This window comes from Streptomyces sp. NPDC059788, from assembly GCF_042732265.1.
Classification (GTDB): Bacteria; Actinomycetota; Actinomycetes; order Streptomycetales; family Streptomycetaceae; genus Streptomyces.
On sequence record NZ_JBHWHY010000050.1, the window covers coordinates 1 to 21,956 of the forward strand.

Consider the following 21,956-nt stretch of genomic DNA (forward strand, 5'->3'; position numbering starts at 1 on the left):
GGGGCGGGGGGGGCCCCCCCCCCCCGGGGGGGGCGGGGCCGGGGGGGGGGCGCGGGGTCCCCGCCCCCGCGGGGGCCCCGCGCCCCGGGGGGTACGGCCCCGCCCGTACCCGTCAGCACCGGTGGACGCCGGCGCCCACCGACCCGAACCGACCATGTGCCACACGCCGGCACCGCACGCCAGGGGTGGTAAGCCATCGTGGAGTTCGTCGTCTTCCCCGACCATCCCGCGACCGATCCGCTGTGCCTGTGCCTCAGGCGCGACCCCACGATGCGGACGGTGCGCCACCCCTCCGGGCGCCCCTGGGTCATGGGGCACTGGACCGACGACGAGGCCGTGGCGGCCGGCAGCGGACCGGACCGGCTGCTGCTCTTCGGCACCACCTCGGCCGACGCCGGGACCCTGGACCGGCTGCTGCGCCGGCTGCGCTGCCTCTCCGACCTGGACAGCCGGGTCCGCGAACTGCACGGCAGCTTCTTCCTGCTGGCCGCCATGGGCTCCCGGCTGCGGTGCCAGGGCAGCCTGTCGACCGTCCGGCAGATCCACCACGCGGACATCAACGGCGTCACGGTCGCGGCCGGCCGCCCCCAGGACCTGGCGGCGCTGGCCCGCGAGGCGGCCGCCGCCGGCCTGCCCACCGGCGCCCCGGGCCTGGGCTCCGTGGACGAGGAGAGCCTGGCCGTGCGGCTGCTCGCACCGTTCGCGCCGTACCCGCTCGCCCTGCGCCCGGCGTGGCGCGCGGTGCACGCCGTACCGCCCGGCCACTGCCTGACGCTGGGGCCCGACGGCCGGTCCGGCACGGTGCGCTGGTGGTGGCCCCCGCAGCCCGACCTGTGGCTGGAGGACGCCGCCGAGTCCGTACGGGACGCGCTGACCGAGGCGGTACGGGCGCGCACCCGCAGACCCGCGCTCAGCGCGGACCTCTCCGGCGGCATGGACTCCACCAGCCTGTGCTTCCTCGCCGCCCGCGACGCCGCCCGGCTGATCACCACGGCCTGGGTCTGCCGCGACGAGGCCAACGACGACAACATCTGGAGCGCCCGCGGCGCGGCCCTGCTCCGGCCGGCGGAGCACCTGCCGCTCCCGTACGCCGACGCGCCCACCTGGTACACCCCGCCGCAGCCCGCGCACGGCGACCCGGCAGGGCCGCTCGCGGTGATCCGGGAGAGCGCCCGGCTCGCCCACCAGGCCCGGACCGTCGCCGCCCACGGCTCCCGCACCCACCTGGTCGGCGTCGGCGGCGACGAACTGTTCAGCCCGCGCCCGGTGGTGCTCAACTCCCTGGCCCGTACGGACTTCCGCTCCGCCGCCCGGCGCGCGAACGCGGCCCGCCGCCTGGGCCGCTGGACGCTGGTCGACACCCTGCGCACCCTGTTCGGCGGCGTCCCGTATCCGCAGTGGCTGGAGTCCTGCGCCGACCGGATCGTGCCCGGCGCCCGGGCCGGCGACAGCGGCGCGGACTGGGAGGTCGTGCCCGCCATGCCGTCGTGGGCGCATCCGGACGCGGTGGCCACCGTCCGCCGCCTGGTGCGGGACTCCGCCGCCGGGGGCCCGGAGCCCTTCGCGCCGCTGCGCTGCCAGCACGAGACGCTGCGCGCCGCCGCCCGCGCCGGGGAGATCGTGCGCGGCGCCGCCGCGCTGACCGCCCATCACGGCGTCACCTTCGAGGCGCCCTTCCTGGACGACAACGTCATCGAGGCGGCGCTCGCCGTGCGACTCGTCGACCAGGTCGCCTTCGGCGCGTACAAGCCCCTGCTCGGCACGGCCATGCGCGGCGTCCTGCCGGAAGCGCTACGGGCCCGCGGCACGAAGGGCGAGCACAGCGCCGAGGTGTACGCGGGCCTGCGCCGCCACCGCCGGGCGCTGTCCGCGCTCTGCGACGACTCGCGCCTGGCCTCCCTGGGCCTGATCCGGCCCGAGGCGCTGCGCGCCGCCCTCACCAAGCTCCAGCCCCACTCGCACGTCCTGCAGCCGCTCGACCCCACCCTGGCGGCCGAGTACTGGCTCCGCTCCCTGCAGGGGACGCAGACGCCGGTGCCCGCCCGCCCCACCGTTCCCGCCGCGGAAGGAGCCTGACCCGATGGCGTTCGCCCTCGCCCCCCACGTCAGCAGTGTGCGCACCCCCGGAGGCATGGTGCTGCTCAACGCCCGTACGGGCCGCTACTGGCAGATGAACAACACCGGCGCGTTCGTCCTGGAGCACCTCCTGGCGGGCGGCACCTGCGCGTCGGCCGCCGACGAGCTGCGCAGCCGCCATCCCTCGGCGGCCGACCGGGTGGGGGCGGACGCCATCGCGCTGCTGGAGTCGCTCCGGTCGGCGAAGCTGGTGACCCCGTGAGCATTCCCGTCGCCGTGGGAGCCCCCGGCCGCCTGCCCTTCGGGGAGCGCTGCGCGGCCCTCGTCTGTGTCGCCGTGGCCCGCGTCCTGACGGCCCTCTCCCCGCGCGCGCTGTGCCGCGTGCTGGAAGCCGTGCGGCGCGGCGCCCGCCCCGCCCGGGTGCCGGAGGCCGCGCGCGCCCGGCACGCCGTCGTCACGGTCAGCGTGCGCTGCGCGGGCAACGGCTGTCTGCAACGCTCCGTTGCCACCGTGCTGTTGTGCCGGCTGCGCGGGCGGTGGCCGCAGTGGTGCACGGGCGTGCGTACGGAGCCGTTCCGCGCCCATGCGTGGGTCGCGGTGGACGGCGAACCCGTCGGCGAGCCGGACGACACCCGGCTCTATCAACCACTGCTGTCCGTCCCCCGCTGAGCGCCCCGGCACTGCGCGGCGGGCCCCCGCCGGTCGCTCAGCCGGCGGCCGCCCGCCGCGGCGGTGCCATGCGTATGACGTCGTCGCACACGTCCAGCCGGGCCCGTCGGCCGCGCTCGTCCCAGGCCCGCACCGGCGTGCCCTTCGTGTCACGGGGCGCCGTGACGACGGCGGAGCCGTCGCTGATGATGCAGTCGGCCGGGTTCGGGTGCCCCGGTTCGGCGTCCCGGTAGCGCAGGTCGACGACGACGCCGGTGCCGCCGGGCAGGCTCACCGGGCGGGCGCGGCCCTGCCCCACACCGCCCGCCTCGGGGCCCTTGCCGTAGTGGACGAGGAAGTCGGGATAACCGCGGAAGACGCACTCGTTCGCACCGGTGTTCACGGCCGACAGCCGGCCTTCCCGGTGCATGCTGCGGGCCTTCTTCTTCAGCACCGTGACCTTCCACCTCAGGCCCTCGGTCGTACAACTCGCGTGCAGCGCGTCGACACGCGGTTCGTCACAGGCGACCAGACCGCCGCTCAGAACGAGCGCGGCCAGAGCCGCCACGATCAGCGGGCGCTTGCGCACGGGACCCCCAATAGTCCGGCTGTGGTTCCTGCCGTCGTTAGGGATGGGTTCCAGCGCTTATAGGTTGCTTATACGGAAAAAGTTCGGCCACCGGCCGCCCCTCGCGCCATCAGGGCCGCGTCCTCCTCGGGCAGCCACACCGGACCGTCCGGGCGCCGCAGCCACCCGCGCCCGGCCGCCAGGTCCCGGGCGGCCGTACGCAGCGCGTCCAGGCCCGCGTGCCGCAGCCCGCGCCGCCACACCAGGGATATCGGCGAGAGCGGCACGGGGTCGGTGACCGGGCGCAGCACCATGCCCGGCACATCGATGAACTCGGCACTGGCCAGCACCGACCAGCCCTGTTTGCGCACCACGCGCATGAACTCCGCCGCCCCCTCGATCTCCGGGAACGGCGCGGCCATCGCGATGTCCCGCCCGGCGAAGAGGCGGGCGGCGAGGTCGGTCCACTCGGCGGTGTGCGGGTTGCCGGCCCCGGCGTAGAGGGTCTCGCCCGCGAGGGCGGACAGGGGGACGGCGGGGCGGGCCGCCAGGGGGTGGGCCGCGTCGAGCAGGACGGCCATCGGCTCGAACCGTACGGGTTGGTGGTCCAGGCGGGCCCGGACGGCCGGCGGCAGCCCGGCGACGCGCCCGAAGGAGACGTCCAGCCGCCCGGCGGCGATCTCGGCCGCCGCGCCGGTCAGGCCGCTGTGGAAGCGGGCGACGAGTTCGCCGGCGGGCGCCAGGCGGCGGGCCTCCTCCAGGACGGTGTGCGCCGTGCCGATGGGCACGCCGACATCGACCAGCAGCGGGCGGTCGTCGGGCGCGCGGAAGGCGGCGGCCAGGTCGTCGTGGGCGGCCAGCACCTGCCGCGCGTACGGGAGCAGACGGGCGCCGTCCTCGGTGAGGGCGACCTGGCGCGTCGTACGGTCGAAGAGGACTGTGCCCAACTCCCCCTCCAGGCGCCGGATGTCGCGGCTCAGTGCCTGCTGGGCGACGTAGAGGCGGGCGGCGGCGCGGGTGAAGTGCAGTTCGTCGGCGACGGCGGTGAAGGCGCGGAGCAGGCGCGGGTCGAGGTCTCGGGGCACGGGCACATCGTGCCACCGGCGCGTACGGGGTCCGGGCGCACCCGCCGCTTTGACAACACAAGTGCGTGAATGCGTACGGATCAGGTGTTGGACGGGGAACGGCCCGCGCCGCGACCGTAGTTGCGTGATCCTCTTCCTCGCGTCCCGGCCCGTGACCGCCCGGCCCGTCCCGCCCGCGCGCCGTCGGCGGCGCCGTCGTCCCGCCGCGCTCCGGCGCGTCCTCGGGCCGTACGGACGGATCTTCACCGTCCCCGGCACCCGCGCCTTCACCGCCGCCAACCTCCTCGCCCGGCTGCCGATGGGCATGTTCGGCGTCAGCGCGATCCTGATGATCGCCGGGTCGCGCGGCTCGTACGCGCTGGCCGGGGCGGTCACCGCGACGGGGCTCGCGGCGACGGCGGTGGCCGGGCCGTGGACGGCGCGGCTGGTCGACCGGTACGGGCAGGCCAGGGTCGCCGTCCCCGCGACGGCACTCGCCGCCCTCGGCTCGCTGGCGCTGGTCCTGTGCGTCCACCTCGGCGCGCCGTCCTGGACACTGTTCGCCGCGTACGCCTGCACCGCGACCACGCCGAACACGGGCGGCATGGCCCGCGCGCGCTGGGCCCACCTCCTCCGGGACGACCCGCGCGCGCTGCACACCGCCAACTCCTTCGAGCAGGCGGCCGACGAGGTCTGCTTCATGCTCGGGCCGGTACTGGCGGCGTTCCTGTGCACCGCGCTCTTCCCGGAGGCGGGCACGCTGACGGGCGCGGTCCTGCTGCTGACCGGTGTGCTGCTGTTCGCCGCCCAGCGGCGCACCGAACCGCCGGCCACGCCCGTGTCCGCCCGGCACGGTGCCGGACGGCTCGTGCCCCCGCTCCTGCCCCTGCCCCTGCTGCTGACCTTCCTCGCCACCGGGGCGGTCTTCGGCTCGCTGGAGGTCGTCACGATCGGCTTCACGGACGCGCACGGGCAGCGCGCCGTGGCGGGGGCGCTGCTCGCCCTCCAGGCGGCCGGGTCCTGCGCGGCGGGCCTCCTGTACGGGGTACTGCGCCCGGCCGGACCGGCGGGCCGCCGGTTCCTGCGGTGCGTCGCCGCGATGGCCGCGCTGATGTGGCTGCCGTGCACGGCCGCGGGCGCGGGCGGCGGGGTCCTCCTGGGGGCCGCCCTGCTGCTCGCGGGGATGGCGACCGCGCCGACCATGGTCACCGGCATGGGCCTGATCCAGTCGCGGGTACCGGCGGGCCGCCTGAACGAGGGCATGACGCTGGCCGTCACCGCCCTGCTGACCGGCATCGCGGCAGGCTCGGCGACGGGCGGCTGGGCCGTGCAGCACCTGCCGCGGGGCACCGCCGCGGGCTACGCCGTGCCCGCCGCGGCCGCCGCCCTGGCCCTGACGGCCGCCGTCACCGCCCACGCCGTACGGGCCGCCCGGCGGCCGGTCTGAGCGGCACGAACGGCGAAGGCCCCGCTGCCTGGGCAGCGGGGCCTTCGCCTCACATGGGGTGACGGGTCCGGGGGCCGGGGCCTCCGGTTTCTCCGTCGAGTGGAGATGGCGGGAATCGAACCCGCGTCCAACGGTGCGGAAACAGGGCTTCTCCGAGCGCAGTCCGCTGCGATTTTCTCAGCCCCGGAGATCTCGCGGACAAGTCTCCGACGGGCTCAGTCACTGTTTGATTTCCTCCCAGGACCCGTGACCGGACCTAGAAGTTTAGTTCCCTAGCTGATGCCAGGATCCGGGTCGGGAACATCCCCGGGCTGACACTTCGCAAGTCGCTACTTAGGCAGCGAGGGCGAAGGAATCGCGCTTGGTGTTGGCGATTATTTTTTGCGACATAGGGTTAACGAGATCATTGCCGCTTCCTCGGCTCGCTTCCCCTGCTTCGACATCCGCTGTCGAAACCGATCATCCCCATGTTGTTTTTTCAAGGTGGTGCCTGCACCGGCGTGCGGTGCGCTGCCCATCGTACGTGACCAACGCGCGACGATGCCAGCGTATTCCTCCGGCGCCGGGGCCCGCCCGCGCCGGCGCCCGGGTCCGGCTCAGGCCCGCTCGCGCCGCTTGGCCGCCGAGATCGCGCGGTGCGCCTCACGGCGGTCCTGCTGCTCACGCAGCGTCTGCCGTTTGTCGTACTCCTTCTTGCCCTTGGCGAGCGCGATCTCGACCTTCGCGCGGCCGTTCTTGAAGTACAGCGACAGCGGCACGATCGTGTGGCTGGTCTCCTGGGACTTCGACTCCAGCTTGTCGATCTCCAGGCGGTGCAGCAGCAGCTTGCGCTTGCGGCGCGCGCTGTGGTTGGTCCACGTGCCCTGGGCGTACTCCGGGATGTGCACGTTGTGCAGCCACGCCTCGCCGCGGTCGATCTGCACGAAGCCGTCCACCAGGGACGCCCGGCCCTGCCGCAGCGACTTGACCTCCGTGCCGGTCAGCACCAGCCCGCATTCGTACGTGTCCAGGATGAGGTAGTCGTGCCGCGCCTTCTTGTGCTGGGCGATGAGCTTGCGGCCGGTCCCGTCATCCTTCTTGTTGCTCTTCTTCTTGTTCGCCTTAGCCATAGTGGCGCCATTTTCGCACTACGCCCCGCCCCCGAGGCCACTCAATACCGTACGGGCGCGCGCCGGGGCGTCGTCCTCCGCGACCAGGTCCGGGGTGATGCCGCGGTCGTCGACCGTGCGGCCCGACGGGGTGCGGTAGTGGCCCACGGTCAGCTCGGCGACCGAGCCGTCCGGCAGCTCGCTGGGCAGCTGCACCGATCCCTTGCCGAAGGTCGGGGTGCCGACGAGGACCGCGCGGGCACGGTCCTGGAGCGCCCCGGCGAGCAGCTCGCCCGCGCTCATCGTGCCGCCGTCCACCAGCACGGCCAGGGGGATCTGGGTGTTGCCGCCGTCCTTCGCGTACAGGGCGCGCTGGCTGCCGCGGACGTCGTACGTGGCGACCAGGCCGCCGTCCAGGAAGGCGGAGGCGGCGGCGACCGCCTCGTGCACCAGGCCGCCGGTGTTGCCGCGCAGGTCCAGCAGCACGCCGCCGCGCGGGGAGGCCGCGCGCACGGCCCGGCGGATCTCCTCGCCCGTACCGCTGCTGAAGGCGCCCACCTTGATGACGGTGGGGCCGTCCGGGCCGTCGGGGCGCTCGGTGGTCACGTTCTGGTCCCGCAGGCGGGCCCGGCGCAGGGTCTCGGTCCACTGCCGGGTGTCGCGCCGCAGCTCCAGTACGACGCTGCTGCCGCCGCCCGGCGCGGTGCCGCCGGCGGCCGGTCCGGCGTCGCCGCGCAGCCGCGCCACGACCTCGGTGACCGCGCTGCCCCGCGAGGCCACGCCGTCCACGGAGCGAAGTTCGTCGCCGGCGCGAAGGCCGGCCTTGGCCGCGGGGCTGCCGGGGCGTACCCGGGAGATCAGGGCGCGGCCGTCCGGCGCCTGCCGCAGCCACAGGCCCACGCCCACGTACTCGCCGTCCAGCTCCCGCTGGAAGTCCTCGTACTCGCGGGCCGAGAACGCCGTCGACCAGCGGTCACCGCTGCGGCTGACGGCCTCGCCCGCCGCCGTGGAGCCGTCCGTGTGAGGTCCGGCGGCGGGCCGCGCCGCGCGCTCGAACCGATGGGCCCGGTCGGCTCCGGCGGCCGCGTGCCCCGCTATCCGGCGCTCGTCCGCCCGGGTGCCGCACTCCTCCCAGGAGCCCGCCGCCGCTCCGGTGGCCAGCACGCTGACGAGGACCAACGTCAGGGCCGCCCCGCGGCGGCTGCGGCGGGGCCGGACGAACAAACACGGGCCCGTCATGCCGGTGAGTGTAGGCCAGAAAGAAGCGCCGTACGGGGAGTTGACCGTACGGCGCCCTTGGCATACGTCACACCTTGAGGTACTTGCGCAGCGCGAAGAACGCGGCGAGTGCCGGCATCAACAAACCGATCAGCAGCACCAGCGGCAGCACCGCCACGACCGAATCCCAGCCAATGAACTTGATGACCAGGATCTTCGAGGCCAGCCAGTTGTTGATCAGCACCCACTTGCCGCCGACGATCAGCACACAGGCGAACACCGCGCCGAGCAGGCCCGCGATGGCCGCCTCCAGGATGAACGGCATCTGGATGTAGAAACTCGACGCGCCCACCAGGCGCATGATCCCGGTCTCCCGCCGCCGGCTGAACGCCGACACCCGCACGGTGTTGACGATCAGCATCAGCGCCACCACGAGCATCAGCGCCATCACCACCAACGCGGCGATGTTCATGCCGTTGAGGAGGTTGAACAACGGCTCGATGGTGTCGCGCTGGTCCTGCACCTCCTGTACGCCCGGCCGCTCGGAGAACGCCGATTTGATCACTTCGTACTTCGTCGGGTCCTTGAGCTTGACCCGGAAGGAGTCCGGCAGCTGGTCGGGGGTGACCAGGCCCGCCACGGGCGTGTCGCCGAACTGCTCCTTGTAGTGCTTGTACGCCTGGTCGCTGGACTCGTACTGCACGTTCTGCACGATCGGCAGCCGGTCCAGCTCGGCCTTGATGTCGTCCTTCTGCTGCTGGGTGGCCGCGCCCTTGCCGCATTTGGCGCCGGTCGCGGCATCGTTCTTGTTGCAGAAGAAGACGGAGACGTTGACCTTGTCGTACCAATAGCCCTTCATCGTGCTGACCTGGTCGCGCATCAGCAGCGAGGCGCCGAACAGGCCGAGCGAGAGGGCGACGGAGACGATGACCGCGAAGGTCATCGTGAGGTTCCGGCGGAGACCGACACCGATCTCCGACAGGACGAACTGGGCGCGCATGGCGTCCTTTCAGTACTGGGGGCCGTACACGCTTAGTGCTGGTAGCCGTACACGCCGCGCGACTGGTCACGCACGAGCCGGCCCTTTTCGAGTTCCATGACGCGCTTGCGCATCTGGTCGACGATCTGCTGGTCGTGGGTGGCCATGACGACCGTCGTACCGGTGCGGTTGATCCGGTCGAGCAGCTTCATGATGCCGACCGAGGTCTGCGGGTCGAGGTTGCCGGTGGGCTCGTCCGCGATGAGCAGCAGAGGACGGTTGACGAACGCCCGCGCGATGGCGACGCGCTGCTGCTCACCACCGGACAGCTCGCCCGGCATCCGGTCCTCCTTGCCGCCGAGGCCGACTAGGTCGAGGACCTCGGGGACCGTCTTGCGGATCTGCCCGCGCGGCTTGCCGATGACTTCGAGGGCGAAGGCGACGTTCTGTCCCACCGTCTTGTTGGGGAGCAGCCGGAAGTCCTGGAAGACGGTGCCCACCTGGCGCCGCATCTGCGGCACCTTCCAGTTGGAGAGCTTCGCGAGGTCCTTGCCCAGTACGTGCACGGCGCCATGGCTGGCGCGCTCCTCACGCAGGAGCAGGCGCAGGAAGGTGGACTTGCCGGAGCCCGAGGAGCCCACCAGGAAGACGAACTCGCCGCGCTCGATCTCCAGGGAGACATCCCTGAGGGCGGGGCGGTTCTGCTTCGGGTAGGTCTTGGAGACGTTGTCGAATCGGATCACTGATGCACCACGGTCGACCTGGGTAGCGGCACAGGATGCCCCTGTTGGGGCTCCCGTCGGTGAGCGTGACCCTACGCGAGTCTCACGTGAAGGCGCAGTCGCCGTTCGGGGTTGGTGCGTTTATTCACGGCATCTAGGGGGACAAAACGAGCACATTCCGGCCCGTGGAAGCGGACGGTGTCGCCGAAAAGGCCGGAAGGCGACCGGGGCGCGCCGTTCCGCCGACGAGCTGGCACAGTGGTAGGGGGAACCATCGTGGTTCCTTGCGCGTTGCAGCGGTGGAGGAGGAGGTCGCATGACGTACGACCGGCTGGTGTGCGCCAACTGCGCGGCTCCTGTGAACGAGGGCCGCTGCCCCGTGTGCCGGGCCAGCAGGGAACGGCTGCAGGAGACCGGGCTGTTCGGCCAGCTGACGCCCGCGGCGCTGGTGGCGCTGCTGCTGGCGCTGATCGCGCTGGCGGTGCTGGTGCACCAGGCCGCCTGAGGCGGCGCCCGCGGTGACGCACCGCGCACGGAGCATCGCTCCGCCTGGCCCGCCGACGGGCGGGCACCGATGACGTAGGACGCCGAAGGGCCCGGAGCGCCGCTCGCGCTCCGGGCCCTTCGTCATGCGCTGCCCCGGGTGCGGGGCGGGGCCTGGTGTCAGGCCGCGGCCGCGCCGCCGCCGTTCTTGTTGATCAGGCGCGGCATCAGGCGGAAGCCGATGCCACCGGCGATCATCGTCGCCGCGCCGACGAGCAGGAAGGTGGTGCCGGAGGCACCGGTCTCCGCCAGCTCGCCGCCCTTGGCCTGCTGCTGCGGCTGGCCGGGCGTGTTCACGATCTGCTCGTTGCCCGCGCCGGGCTGGTCGATGGGCTTGCTGCCCTCGTTGTCGGTACCGGTGCCGGTGCCGTCGTCGCTGCCGCCGGTGGTGCCGTTGGAGCTGCCGCCGCCGGTGGTCTCCGAACCGCCGGAACCGCCGCCGGTCTGGCCGCCGCTGTGGCCGCCCGACTGGCCGCCGGTCTGCGAACCGCCGGTCTCGTTGCCGCCGGTCTGGTTGCCGCTCTGACCACCGGTCTCGTTGCCACCGGTCTGGTTGCCGCTCTGACCGCCGGTCTCGTTACCACCGGTCTGGTTGCCGGACTGGCCACCGGTCTCGTTGCCGCCAGTCTGGTTGCCCGACTGGCCACCGGTCTCGTTACCACCGGTCTGGTTGCCGCTCTGGCCACCGGTCTCATTGCCGCCAGTCTGGTTGCCCGACTGGCCACCGGTCTCATTGCCGCCAGTCTGGTTGCCCGACTGACCGCCCGTCTCGTTACCGCCGGTCTGGTTGCCGCTCTGGCCACCGGTCTCGTTGCCACCGGTCTCACTGCCGCCGGTGCCACCGATCTGCCCCGCGGTCTCGGAGCCACCGGAGTCGCCGCCGCCGCTGAGGAGGTCGTCGATGGCGCCGATCAGACCACCGGAAGTGGAACCCGCCGTCTGCTCGGTGCCGACCGCCGAGGCGGCGCCGGCGGCGGTGAGCGACGCACCGGCCGCGATCACCGCACCGGCCGCGATACGCGCTACGCGCAGCCGCGTCTTCTTCGTCATGTGCCTGCTACCCCCAGTAGCTCTACTCGTCCATGGAGCATCGCTGTTCGGGGCAGCGGCCGACCCGGGTAGGCGAGTCGCCGTACCGCCCTGCGGCCGTTGCACTCAGTTCCCCGTTCACACGCACGCCCCGGACATACGTATGCCACGTACCACCCTTCCCAGTTCTCACATCATCGTCAAGGTCAAATAAAGGTGCGATGACCGAATTGAGAGGAGTTGCGGGGTCCATGGACGTATGACTGTGACCAAACCGCCACATCGCCATACGACAGCAAAAACAACTGCCGCTCAATAAGCGGCAGTTGTTTCACAGAAAATCCAGGCGGCCTTTTCCGGCGCCTTACATCAGGGGGTTACGGACCAGGGTTACTTTCCCTGCTCCTGTTCCTGCTGCTTGCGCCAGCGGATGCCCGCCTCCAGGAAACCGTCGATGTCACCGTCCAGCACGGACTGCGGATTACCGACCTCGAACTCGGTACGCAGGTCCTTGACCATCTGGTACGGGTGCAGAACGTACGACCGCATCTGGTTGCCCCAGGAATTGCCGCCGTCGCCCTTGAGCGCGTCCATCTTGGCCTGCTCCTCCTGGCGGCGGCGTTCGAGCAGCTTCGCCTGGAGGACGTTCATCGCGGTCGCCTTGTTCTGGATCTGCGAACGCTCGTTCTGACAGGAGACGACGATGCCGGTCGGGAGGTGCGTCAGGCGCACCGCGGAGTCGGTCGTGTTCACGCCCTGGCCGCCGGGGCCGGAGGAGCGGTACACATCGACGCGCAGCTCGGACTCGTCGATCTCGATGTGGTCGGTCTGCTCGACCACCGGCAGCACCTCGACGCCCGCGAAGGACGTCTGGCGGCGGCCCTGGTTGTCGAAGGGCGAGATGCGCACCAGGCGGTGGGTGCCCTGCTCGACGGAGAGCGTGCCGTAGGCGTACGGCACCTGGACGGCGAAGGTGGTCGACTTGATGCCGGCCTCTTCGGCGTACGAGGTCTCGTACAGCTCGGTCTTGTAGCCGTGCCGCTCGGCCCAGCGCAGGTACATGCGCTGGAGCTTCTCGGCGAAGTCGGCGGCGTCCACGCCACCGGCCTCGGCGCGGATGTTGACGACGGCCTCGCGGGAGTCGTACTCGCCGGACAGCAGGGTGCGGACCTCCAGCTCGTCCACCGCCTTGCGGACGTCGGCCAGCTCGCTCTCCGCCTCGGCGCGGGCCTCGTCGTCGCCCTCGGCCTCGGCGAGCTCGAAGAGCACACCGACGTCGTCGACCCGGCCGCGCAGCTCCTCTGCCCGGCGCAGCTGGCCCTGGAGATAGGACAGCCGGCTGGTGATCTTCTGCGCGTTCTCCGGGTCGTCCCAGAGGGACGGCGCCGCGGCCTGCTCCTCAAGCGCGGCGATATCGGCCCTCATCTTGTCGAGGTCCAGTACGGCCTCGATCGACCCCATGGTCGAGGAGAGGGACTTCAGCTCTTCGGATACATCGACGACTGCCACGCACCCCAGCCTAACGGCTGCCGCCGTCTGCATGTCCCGAGCCTCGCGCCGCTTGTCGGGCGGCGGCGCGCGGACGCAGGTGGGGCGGGGTGCGGGAACCGCGGTACGGGGCCGTGGCCCGGGCCTGAGCGGGCCCGGGCGACGGCCGTGGATCAGGGCGCGGGCCGCGGGGTCGTCGCGTCGGAGTGCTGGACGCCCGGCTTGGCGTCCTCGGAGTCGCCGTGCTGGGAGGCGAACCAGCCGCCGAGCCCGGCGGCGGCCACCACCGCGGCGGCGGCGAGGCCCAGCTTCACCCGGCGGCGGCGCACCGCCTCGCGGTGCCGCGCCGAACCGGCCCGGCGCTCGCCCGCGGCGCGCGGGGCACGGGCCGTGCCGTGGGCGCCCCCGGCCAGCTCGTCCGGGCCGGGGACGCGCATACTCGTGTGCGTCTCGCGGTTCGAGTCGGGGGCGGCCGAGCCGTGCACGAGCGGTACGGCGCCGCGCGGCCGGGAGCCGCCGGGCGCGACCGGCGGGTAGAGGGACTCCTCGTACGAGCCGGAGCCGGTCCCGGCGGTGCCCGGCGCGTACGGGCCGGAGGCGCTCTCCTCGGCCTCCCGGGCGGCCTCCTCGCTGTCCGGCTCGTCGATGTCCAGCGGCGGGTGGCCCGCCAGGCCCGGCAGGATCTCGCGCAGCCGGGCGGCCAGTTCGGGGGCGCGCAGCCGGGAGGCGGGCGCCTTGGCCAGGCACTGCAGGAGCAGCTGCCACAGCTCGTCCGGGATGCCGGGCAGCGGCGCCACGGACTCGGTGACGTGGCGGCGCAGCACCGCGCCGGGGTGGCCGCCGCCGAACGGGGTGAAGCCGGCGAGCAGCTCGTACAGGACCGTGGCGAGCGCGTACACGTCGACGGACGCGCGCGGCGGCAGGCCCTCGATGATCTCGGGGGCGAGGTAGTCGGGGGTGCCGATGACCTTGGTGGCGCGGGCCAGGCGCGGTGAGTCGACGAGGCGGGCGATGCCGAAGTCGGTGAGCAGCGCCGGGTGGGCGCCGCCGGGGCCGAGCGGGCCCTGCATGTCCAGGAGGACGTTCTCGGGCTTCACGTCCCGGTGCACGACGCCCGCCTTGTGGGCGACGGCCAGGCCGTCGGCCACGTCGGCGGCGATGGCGACGGCGGCCTCGGGGGCGAGCCGGCGCTCCCGCTCCAGGCGGGTGCGCAGGTCGGTGCCCCGTACGAGGTCCATGACCAGGGCGAGGTCGTTGCCGTCGACCACCAGGTCGCGCACGTTGACGACGCGCGGGTGGTCCAGGCCGAGCAGCGCGGCGCGCTCCTGGACGAAGCGGCCGACCAGCTCCTGGTCGGCGGCGAGGTCCTCGCGCAGCAGCTTGATGGCGACGGCCCCCTCGGGTCCGTCGCCGAGCCATACCGTGCCGGCACTGCCGCGGCCAAGGATCTGGTGGGCGGTGTACCGGCTGCCGATCTTCCGTGCCAAGACTGCTCCGACGTGTCGGGCCCGCTGAGCGTCCTCAGGGGGCTGAAGGTGGCGTCAAAGCTACGCGGGTATCGGGGGGTTCTGTGCCCAGGATGGGCACAGGTGTCACTTCTGTGGGGGAAATCGCCCCTTGGAAGTCGACAAATCCCCTCTGTGACCGCGCCGGCGGCAGGGGGTCACTTGAACCAGTTGCCGACGTCCTTGACGAAGTCCCGGACGCTGCCGATGACGTCGCCGATCTGTTCGAAGTAGCCCTTGGTCGTACCGATCCACTCCTGGAGCGGGGAGAACTCCCAGATCGCCCAGCCGCCGACGAACAGGATGACCAGCACGAACAGACAGCCCTTGAGGCAGCCCAGGCCCGGGATGCGCATCGGGTTGGCGCTGCGCTGCCGGGGCTCGCGGCGCGGCCGGGGCTCGCGCTCCGGCGGCCGCTCGGGCTCATAGCGCTGCGGCGGCGGCTGCTGCCGGCGCGGCGCCTGCTGCGGCTGCGGCTGCTGGGGCTGCTGGGGCTGCTGGTGCTGGGGCTGCTGGTACGGCGCGGGGGCCTGCTGCTGGTACTGCGGCGGCTGCTGGTACGGCTGCGCCTGCTGCTGGTACTGCGGAGACTGCTGAGGCGGGGCGGGCTGCCGCTGCGGGCGGCGGCGCAGCGGGTCCTGCCCCGGGTCCAGGTACTGGGTCTGCTCGTTGCGGTCCCGGGCGGCCCGCATCTGGGACTCCCACGGATGCGGGCCCTCGGGCTGCCCGCCGGGTGGTCCCGGCGGTACGGGAGGCATGGCGCGGGTCGGGTCGGCGCCGCCCTGGCCGCCGCCGAAGTCCTGGCCCTGGCCGCCGGGGCCGGAGGCCAGCACCTGCGTCGGGTCGGCGTCCGGTCCGCGCCGGCCGTCCCGGCCGTTGGTGGACGGCAGCACGCTGGTCGCCGCGGCCGGGTCGTACGAACCGGCGGTGGACGGCAGCACCTGGGTGGGGTCGGCGTCGCCCGTACCGCCGGTGCCGGTGCCGGGCACCGTGGCGGGGGCCGGGTCCGGCGCGAGCAGCGCGGCGACGCCGAGCGCGGCCTCGGCCTGCGCCGGGGTCGCGTGCACGCCGACGCCCGCGGCGACCGTGCGCAGCGCGCGGGCCAGGTTCTCGGCGCTGGGCCGCTCGCCCGGCTCCTTGCTCAGGCAGCGCTCGATGACCGTCCACAGCGGCTCGGGGACGGTGGACGGGCGGCGCGGCTCCTCGCTGAGGTGGCGGTGCAGGACTTCGAGGGCGCTGGCGCCGCCGAACGGCGGGCGGCCGGTGACGAGCTCGTACAGCAGGATGCCGGCGCCGTAGATGTCCACGGCGGAGGTCTGCGGGCGGCCCTCGGCGGACTCCGGCGCCACGTAGGCGGGGGTGCCGACAAACTCGTGGGTGCGGGTCAGGCCGGGCGAGTCCGCCAGGCGCGCGATGCCGAAGTCGGTGAGCATCGGGTGCAGCTCGGCCGTGTCGCCCTCGCCGGTGCCCTTGAGCAGGACGTTGGCGGGCTTCAGGTCGCGGTGCACGACGCCGTCGGCGTGGCTGGCGGCCAGCGCGTCGGCGATCTGGGCGGTCAGCAGGGAGGCGGCGACGGGGCTGAAGGGGCCGTTGTCGCGCAGGTAGCGGTGCAGGTCGGGGCCGTCGACGAGGTCCATGACCAGGGCGAGCAGATCGCCCTCGACGACCAGGTCGCGGGTGCGCACGATGTTCGGGTGGGTGAGCCGCAGCAGGACCGAGCGCTCCCGCAGGAAGCGCATGACCACGTCCGCGTCGTGCGCCAGCTCCTCCTTGAGGACCTTGATCGCGACGGTCTCGCCGGGCTCCCCGGCCACCGCGGCCTCGGCCCCCGCCGTCTCCCTCTGACGGGCACGCCAGACGGTGCCCGTGGCGCCGCGTCCCAGCGGCTCCTCAAGCAGGTACTTGCTGCCTACCGGCCGCACGTGCGCTCCCTGGTCGTGATCGATCCTTGCCGGGCCGGTGGGTCGCGGCGGCCCGTCGCCCCACTGTAGTGCCGCCGAACGGGCCGTACGGCGGGACGATCGGGCGGGGCTTGGGGGAAAGACGCGCATTCAGGACAGATGGTTGCGGGCGGACCGCGATCGATGTCCACGTCAGGCCGAACAGCGATCGCCGATGATCGAAAACCGGCCGTTCGCAGTATCCGATCAGGCGGTTTTCCGCCCGGGGTCGACCAATCAAGATCACTGAGTGATGGTCGGCGGGCGTGTTGTCAGTGGCAGGTGCGAGGATGCACCCAGCACGGAAGCGGTGGGGGTGCGGGGCCTTCGTCGCGCGCGTGCGGCGCGGGAGCGCGAGCCCCGTGTCACCAGGACTTGTACGTGCCGAGTGCCCGGGTGCGGTGGGGGAGATCACGGGGCCCCCGTCGAACGGTCCGGGCGGAAGGGACCGCTGACGGCGATGCAGATCCGGCTGACCGTCCTCGGGCCGCGCAGCGGCCACCCCACGCGGGCCTGCGACGTCCTCGTCACGGCCCCCGCCGGGACGGCGCTCGCCGCGGTGGCGAGCGGCCTCGCGGCGGCCGTGGCCGGGTCCGGCGCGGACATCGGCAGCAGCGGCAGCGGCAGCAGCGGCAAGGGAGGTGCCGCCGCGGGCGGCTCCGGCGGACCCGTCGTGCTGTACGCGGGCAGCGAGCGTCTCGACCCGCAGCGCGCGGCGATCGGCGAGCCTCCGCTGATCGACGGCGCGGTGCTCTCCCTCGGCGCCCCCGGCCCCGCCCCGGCACACGGTCTGCCGCACGGCGCGCCCCGGCTGCGGATCGTCTCCGGGCCCGACGCCGGCGGCGTCCACCTGCTGCACGGCGGCCAGGGCGGCGCGATCCGCGTCGGCCGCTCCGCCGAGGCCGACGTGCCCCTCGACGACCCGGACGTCTCCCGGCTGCACTGCGCGGTGACGGTCGAGCCGGACGGCGCGGTACTGGTCGCCGACCTCCGCTCGACCAACGGCACGGCGGTCGGCGGCGCCGAGATCGGCGAGCGCCCGGTGCCGCTGGCGCCCGGCGCGCTGCTGCGCATCGGCGAGTCCGCGCTGCGCCTCCAGGCCGCGCCCGCCGAGCCCGACCCGGCCCTGGTGTGCGCTCCCGACGGGGAGGGCCAGTTGCGCGTCTCCCAGCAGGACGCCGCGGCACCGGAGGCGGCAGCCGCCGTGCGGTCCGGCGCCCCCTCCGTCCCCGGCGCCCGGTCCGCCGCCCACGACCAGGACACCTCGCGCCCCGGAGCGCCGGGCCACGGCTCCCCGGCCCCCGCCGCTCCCCCGGCCGCCCAGGACGTCACGGGCCGCGTCCCGGGGCCGTACGCCGCCGCGTCCCCGTACGGCGCCCCGAGTCCGCGGGAGGAGCTGCCCGCCGCGTACGACAGCCCGGCGCGCCGCGGCACCCCGCTGCGCGGCACCCCGTTCCCCGGCAGCCCCCAGGAGCGCTACGAGCCGTACGGCCCGGACGCCGACGGGCCGGCGCGGACCCACGGCGGCCGGCCGGGCCCCGCCCCGGCCGGGGACCCGCGCGACGGCTTCCGCGACGACCTCGGTGACGACGTCCGCGACGGCTTCCGTGCGGACCCGCGCGACGACCAGGACGGCCCCGGCGCGTCCGCGAAGGCCGCGCGCCGGGGCGGCCTCGGCGCCTGGGCCCGCCGGCTGACCGGCGCCCGGCCCGCCGCCGAGCGCCCCGGGGCGGCGCCCGCGCCCGCGCCGACCGTGTGGCAGGAGCAGCAGCGGCAGTCGCAGGCGGCGGCGTCCGGCACCGCCGACCAGGCGTACGGGCCCGCGGGCGAGCGGCTGAGCCCCGAGGCCGCCGACGAGCGGTGGCCCGACCCGGCGACGGTGCTGCTGACCGCGCTCGGCCCCGGTCCGCGGCTCTGGGAGCGCGGCCCCGACCACCCGGACGCCCTCACCGTCCGGCTCGGCACGGTCGCGCAGGACGGCGGCCGCTCCGCCGCGCCGGTGACCGTCGAGCTGCGCAAGGCGGGTGCCCTGGGCCTCGCCGGGCCGCGCGCCCGGCTCGGCGGCCTCGCGCGCGCCGCGGTCGCCCAGCTCGCCGCCCTGCACTCCCCCGCCACCCTCGAAATCGTGCTGGTCAGCACGGACCGCGCGCGCTCGCTGGAGGACCGGCTGGCCGACTGGTCCTGGCTCGGCTGGCTCCCCCAGGTGCGCCCTGCCCACGCCCAGGACTGCCGTCTGCTGCTCGCCTATGAGAAGGAGCAGGCGACGGCCCGTACGGCGGAGCTGGCGCGCCGCCTCGACGACGGCCCGCTGGGCCCGCACTGGGCCGGTGCCGACCGCTCCGCCGTCGCCTCCGCCGCCGCGCGCTACAACGGCCCGTACACCCTCCTGATCGTGGACGGCGACCCCGGCTCCTCGGCGCTGCGCGAGACGACCGCGCGGCTCGCGGCGAGCGGCCCGGCGGCCGGCATCCATGTGCTCTGCCTGGCCGAGACGCCCGCCGCCACCCCGGCCTTCCCGCTCTCCGCGACCTACGAGGCGGCCCGTGCGGCGTCGCCCGCCTTCGGCGAGTGCGGCGCGGTCGCCGTGCTGAGCGGCGACGTCGCCACGGCGCTGCGCGTCGTCCAGCCCGGCACGGGCCCGAACGGCACGGTCGCCGCGGTCGACGCGGTCTCCGGCGCCTGGTCCGAGCGGTTCGCGCGGGCCCTCGCGCCGCTGCGGGAGGCCGACACGGGCGGCGGCCTCGGCGGGCGCCCGGCACGCAGCGCCGCCGTACCACTGCCGGACACCTCGCGCCTGCTGGACGAGCTGGGCCTGGCGCGGGCCACCCCGGCTTCGCTGATGGCCCGTTGGGCCGCCGCCTCGGACCCGGGCCGGGCGGGCGCCGCCGCCGTGCTGGGCGCGGGCCCGCACGGCCCGCTCTGCGCCGACCTGGCCGCCGACGCCTGCCATCTGCTGGTGACGGGCGGCGCGGGCAGCGGCAAGACGGAGCTGCTGCGCTCGCTGGCCGCCTCGCTCGCCGCCGCCGACCGCCCGGACCTGCTCTCCCTGGTCCTGGTGGACGGCGCGGGCCCGGAGCGCGGCGAGGGCCTGCGGCTGTGCACGGACCTGCCGCATGTGACCACCCATCTGACGGCCTCGGACCCGGTGCGGATGCGGCAGTTCGCGCAGGCGCTCAGCTCCGAGCTGAAGCGGCGCGCCGAGACCCTGGCCGGTACGGACTTCGCCGCGTGGCGGGCCCGGCACCTCCCGGCGCCGCGCACCCCGGCGCCCCGGCGCCCGGCCGAGTCCCCCGCCGAGCAGGACTCCACATCGACCGGCACCCTGCGGCTGCGTGCCCGCAGCGCCCCCGGGCCCGGCCCGGAGGGGCAGGCGCCGCGGGCCGCGCCGATGTCCCGGCTGTTCGTGCTGGTCGACGACTTCGACGCGCTGGTCGCCCCGGCCCTCGGCAGTACGGGCCGGCCCGCGGCCGGTTCGGTGGTGCGGGCGCTGGAGGCGGTGGCGCGGGACGGCGCGGCGCTCGGCGTGCACCTGATAGCGGCCACCGGCCATCCGGACCGTACGGCCGACACGGCCACGGACCGGGCGGCCGGACTGCGCGTGGAGCTGGGCCCGGCGGCGGACGCGGCCGAGCCGGTGCCACCGGGCCGCGGACGGCTGCACCGCGCGGCGGACGCCGGCGTCACGCCGTTCCAGACCGGCCGGGTGACCGGGCGGATACCCCGGACGTCCACGCTGCGCCCCACGGTCGTGCCGCTGGAGTGGGCGCGGATGGGCGATCCGCCGGCCCGCCGCCCGCTGCGCGAGCTGGGCAACGGGCCGACCGATCTGGCCCTGCTGGCGAGCGCCCTGCAGCGGGCCGCCCAGTCCTGTGGCGCGCCCGCCGCCGCGCCCCTGCTCTGACCCCGGCGTCCGGCCTCCCCGCCGGCGGGCCCGGCGCGCCGCACGAAGCCCGGTCGTGAGGTGTACGCGAGGGGTAACGGGCCGGTCACGAAAGGGCAGTTGGGGCCGGAGGCGGTATTGCGGGGCCAGTGATCCGGGCGTAGGACTGTCCGCGGCGGGACACCGCACCGCGGTACCGCCACACGGCGCTCAGTGCACCGCACGGGAGGGGCTTCGGGGATGGGCACTTCACGCACACGGCGCGGCGGCGCGCGCACCGCGACGACCGGCGGCACGGCTGCCGCCCGCACCCGCACCACGACAACCGCCCGCGCCGCCCTGGCACTCGCCGCGGCGGGCGCCCTGACGCTGACCGCCTGCGGCGGCAGCGGCGGCAACGGCGACGGCGACAAGAGCGAGGGCGGCGGCAAGAGCAGCGGCGGCGTCTCCGTCCAGCTCCCCAAGCTGACCGGCCAGAAGCTCCAGGTCTCGGCGGTGTGGACGGGTCCGGAGCGCGCGAGCTTCCTGAAGGTGCTGGAGGAGTTCGAGAAGCGCACCGGCGCGACCGTCGACTACATCCCCAGCGGCGACGACATGGCCGGGTTCATCGGCTCGAAGGTGGCCGGCGGCGGGCAGCCGGACGTGGCGTTCCCGCCGCAGGTCGGCGTGTTGCGGGAGTTCGCCCGCAAGGGCTGGCTCAAGCCGCTGGGGGCCGCCGCCAAGGAGGAGCTGGCCAAGAACTTCTCGCCGGGCTGGCGGCAGCTGGGCTCGTACGACAGCACCGAGTACGGGGTGTATTACAAGGCCAGCAACAAGTCGCTGGTCTGGTACAACACCAAGGTCTTCGAGAACGCGGGAGTGAGCGAGCCGAAGGACTGGGCGGAGTTCCTCAAGACGGCGCAGACCATCGCGGACTCCGGGGTGGAGCCGGTGTCGGTGGGCGGCGCGGACGGCTGGACGCTGACCGACTGGTTCGAGAACGTCTATCTCTCCCAGGCCGGGCCGCAGAAGTACGACCAGCTGGCCCAGCACAAGATCAAGTGGACCGATCCGTCCGTCACGAAGGCGCTGACCGCGCTCGGCCGGCTCTTCGGCACACCGGGCCTGCTGGCCGGGGGCAACAGCGGCGCGCTGCAGACCCAGTTCCCCGCTTCGGTCACCCAGACCTTCAGCGGCGGCGACCAGCCGAAGGCCGCCATGGTCTCCTCGGCGGACTACGCCGCCACCAACATCGCGCAGACCAAGGCCAAGGTCGGCACGGACGCCAAGGTCTTCCCGTTCCCCGCGGTCGGCTCCAGGTCGCCCGTGGTCACCGGCGGCGACGCGGCGGTGGCCCTGAAGGACACCAAGGGCGCGCAGGCCCTGCTCACCTTCCTCGCCTCCACGGACGCCGCCAAGATCTGGGCGCAGGCCGGCGGCTTCATCTCCCCCAACAAGGAGCTGGACGGGGCCGCGTACGCGAACGACACGATGCGCGAGATCGCCGCGGCGCTGATCAAGGCGGGCGACGACTTCCGCTTCGACATGTCGGACCAGGCGCCGGCCAGTTTCGGCGGCAAGCCCGGCCAGGGCGAGTGGAAGGACCTCCAGGACTTCCTCAAGAACCCCAAGGACGTGGCGGGCACCCAGAAGAAGCTGGAGCAGGACGCCGCCAAGGCGTTCGGCAGCTGACCCGGCCTCCGTACGGCGGCGGGCCCGGCCGGTCCGCCGCCGCGCAGCGCACCCACGGTGCGCACCGCCGCTGACCGCATCGACCGGGGG

17 protein-coding genes and 1 other RNA gene are annotated in these 21,956 nt (G+C 74.3%); 7 read left to right on the forward strand and 11 right to left on the reverse strand.

All coding sequences use genetic code 11. From position 1 onward, the window contains the following. The first annotated feature begins 198 nt into the window (after positions 1 to 198). From ACFV57_RS33780 to ACFV57_RS33790, 3 genes are read left to right on the forward strand one after another with little or no spacing between them, the layout of a single operon-like run. A complete protein-coding gene (locus ACFV57_RS33780) occupies positions 199 to 2,076 on the forward strand; it encodes an asparagine synthase-related protein (protein WP_385240041.1) in 1,878 nt (625 codons plus the stop codon). A gap of 4 nt (positions 2,077 to 2,080) precedes the next feature. Next, positions 2,081 to 2,338, forward strand: a complete 258-nt coding sequence (locus ACFV57_RS33785) for a lasso peptide biosynthesis PqqD family chaperone (protein WP_385240043.1) — start codon at positions 2,081 to 2,083, stop codon at positions 2,336 to 2,338. Further along, entirely contained in the window at positions 2,335 to 2,745 is a 411-nt protein-coding gene (locus ACFV57_RS33790; protein WP_385240045.1) for a lasso peptide biosynthesis B2 protein, read from the forward strand. Before ACFV57_RS33785 ends, ACFV57_RS33790 begins: the two co-directional genes overlap by 4 nt. A 37-nt stretch (positions 2,746 to 2,782) precedes the next feature. Here the strand turns inward: ACFV57_RS33790 and ACFV57_RS33795 are convergent, their stop codons facing one another. Next, complete coding sequence (locus tag ACFV57_RS33795; protein ID WP_385240047.1) at positions 2,783 to 3,313, reverse strand: DUF4232 domain-containing protein; 531 nt, start codon at positions 3,311 to 3,313, stop codon at positions 2,783 to 2,785. Positions 3,314 to 3,381: 68 nt separating this feature from the next. Then, complete coding sequence (locus tag ACFV57_RS33800; RefSeq protein ID WP_385240049.1) at positions 3,382 to 4,377, reverse strand: LysR family transcriptional regulator; 996 nt, start codon at positions 4,375 to 4,377, stop codon at positions 3,382 to 3,384. A gap of 124 nt (positions 4,378 to 4,501) precedes the next feature. On the opposite strand from ACFV57_RS33800, the gene ACFV57_RS33805 reads away from it, so the two are divergent. After that, on the forward strand, positions 4,502 to 5,803 hold the full coding sequence (locus tag ACFV57_RS33805; protein WP_385240051.1) for an MFS transporter: 1,302 nt from the start codon (positions 4,502 to 4,504) through the stop codon (positions 5,801 to 5,803). A 97-nt stretch (positions 5,804 to 5,900) separates the two neighbouring features. On the opposite strand, the gene ssrA is transcribed toward ACFV57_RS33805, so the two are convergent. The 5 genes from ssrA to ftsE all read right to left on the reverse strand — a co-directional run bounded on the left by ssrA (position 5,901) and on the right by ftsE (position 9,831). Beyond that, positions 5,901 to 6,270, reverse strand: a transfer-messenger RNA (tmRNA) gene (ssrA, locus tag ACFV57_RS33810). 129 nt (positions 6,271 to 6,399) lie between these two features. Beyond that, a complete protein-coding gene (smpB, locus tag ACFV57_RS33815; RefSeq protein WP_385240053.1) occupies positions 6,400 to 6,912 on the reverse strand; it encodes an SsrA-binding protein SmpB in 513 nt (170 codons plus the stop codon). A gap of 18 nt (positions 6,913 to 6,930) precedes the next feature. After that, the gene (locus ACFV57_RS33820; RefSeq protein WP_385240055.1) at positions 6,931 to 8,130 is read right to left on the reverse strand and encodes a S41 family peptidase; all 1,200 of its coding nucleotides are present in this window, start codon (positions 8,128 to 8,130) and stop codon (positions 6,931 to 6,933) included. A gap of 67 nt (positions 8,131 to 8,197) precedes the next feature. Then, positions 8,198 to 9,109 carry a permease-like cell division protein FtsX gene (gene ftsX / locus ACFV57_RS33825; RefSeq protein ID WP_385240057.1) on the reverse strand — a complete coding sequence of 304 codons (912 nt, stop codon included), beginning with the start codon at positions 9,107 to 9,109 and terminating at the stop codon, positions 8,198 to 8,200. Positions 9,110 to 9,141: 32 nt separating this feature from the next. Next, positions 9,142 to 9,831: a cell division ATP-binding protein FtsE gene (gene ftsE, locus ACFV57_RS33830; protein WP_003986514.1), complete on the reverse strand. Its 690-nt coding sequence runs from the start codon at positions 9,829 to 9,831 to the stop codon at positions 9,142 to 9,144. 295 nt (positions 9,832 to 10,126) lie between these two features. Between ftsE and ACFV57_RS33835 the strand changes: the two genes are divergently transcribed. Further along, complete coding sequence (locus ACFV57_RS33835) at positions 10,127 to 10,315, forward strand: hypothetical protein (RefSeq protein WP_385240059.1); 189 nt, start codon at positions 10,127 to 10,129, stop codon at positions 10,313 to 10,315. Between the two features lie 158 nt (positions 10,316 to 10,473). On the opposite strand, the gene ACFV57_RS33840 is transcribed toward ACFV57_RS33835, so the two are convergent. The 4 genes from ACFV57_RS33840 to ACFV57_RS33855 all read right to left on the reverse strand — a co-directional run bounded on the left by ACFV57_RS33840 (position 10,474) and on the right by ACFV57_RS33855 (position 16,297). Beyond that, positions 10,474 to 11,403 carry a hypothetical protein gene (locus ACFV57_RS33840; protein ID WP_385240061.1) on the reverse strand — a complete coding sequence of 310 codons (930 nt, stop codon included), beginning with the start codon at positions 11,401 to 11,403 and terminating at the stop codon, positions 10,474 to 10,476. 369 nt (positions 11,404 to 11,772) lie between these two features. Then, entirely contained in the window at positions 11,773 to 12,891 is a 1,119-nt protein-coding gene (gene prfB / locus ACFV57_RS33845) for a peptide chain release factor 2 (RefSeq protein ID WP_385240063.1), read from the reverse strand. A 152-nt stretch (positions 12,892 to 13,043) separates the two neighbouring features. After that, complete coding sequence (locus ACFV57_RS33850) at positions 13,044 to 14,357, reverse strand: serine/threonine-protein kinase (RefSeq protein WP_385240065.1); 1,314 nt, start codon at positions 14,355 to 14,357, stop codon at positions 13,044 to 13,046. A 176-nt stretch (positions 14,358 to 14,533) separates the two neighbouring features. After that, the gene (locus ACFV57_RS33855; protein WP_385240067.1) at positions 14,534 to 16,297 is read right to left on the reverse strand and encodes a serine/threonine-protein kinase; all 1,764 of its coding nucleotides are present in this window, start codon (positions 16,295 to 16,297) and stop codon (positions 14,534 to 14,536) included. 478 nt (positions 16,298 to 16,775) lie between these two features. Between ACFV57_RS33855 and ACFV57_RS33860 the strand changes: the two genes are divergently transcribed. Both ACFV57_RS33860 and ACFV57_RS33865 read left to right on the forward strand, forming a co-directional pair. Then, positions 16,776 to 20,216 (forward strand): FtsK/SpoIIIE domain-containing protein, encoded by a 3,441-nt coding sequence (locus tag ACFV57_RS33860; RefSeq protein ID WP_385240069.1) that lies wholly within the window; start codon positions 16,776 to 16,778, stop codon positions 20,214 to 20,216. 219 nt (positions 20,217 to 20,435) lie between these two features. After that, positions 20,436 to 21,866, forward strand: a complete 1,431-nt coding sequence (locus tag ACFV57_RS33865; protein ID WP_385240071.1) for an ABC transporter substrate-binding protein — start codon at positions 20,436 to 20,438, stop codon at positions 21,864 to 21,866. The last annotated feature ends 90 nt before the right edge of the window (positions 21,867 to 21,956 follow it).

Bases quoted from the DNA above. Each gene is read 5' to 3' on its own strand.
- ACFV57_RS33785 (WP_385240043.1), top strand. From the start codon at position 2,081: ATGGCGTTCGCCCTCGCCCCCCACGTCAGCAGTGTGCGCACCCCCGGA.
- ACFV57_RS33865 (WP_385240071.1), top strand. From the start codon at position 20,436: ATGGGCACTTCACGCACACGGCGCGGCGGCGCGCGCACCGCGACGACC.
- smpB (WP_385240053.1), bottom strand. From the start codon at position 6,912: ATGGCTAAGGCGAACAAGAAGAAGAGCAACAAGAAGGATGACGGGACC.
- ACFV57_RS33860 (WP_385240069.1), top strand. From the start codon at position 16,776: ATGCAGATCCGGCTGACCGTCCTCGGGCCGCGCAGCGGCCACCCCACG.
- ftsX (WP_385240057.1), bottom strand. From the start codon at position 9,109: ATGCGCGCCCAGTTCGTCCTGTCGGAGATCGGTGTCGGTCTCCGCCGG.
- ACFV57_RS33835 (WP_385240059.1), top strand. From the start codon at position 10,127: ATGACGTACGACCGGCTGGTGTGCGCCAACTGCGCGGCTCCTGTGAAC.
- ACFV57_RS33840 (WP_385240061.1), bottom strand. From the start codon at position 11,403: ATGACGAAGAAGACGCGGCTGCGCGTAGCGCGTATCGCGGCCGGTGCG.
- ACFV57_RS33820 (WP_385240055.1), bottom strand. From the start codon at position 8,130: ATGACGGGCCCGTGTTTGTTCGTCCGGCCCCGCCGCAGCCGCCGCGGG.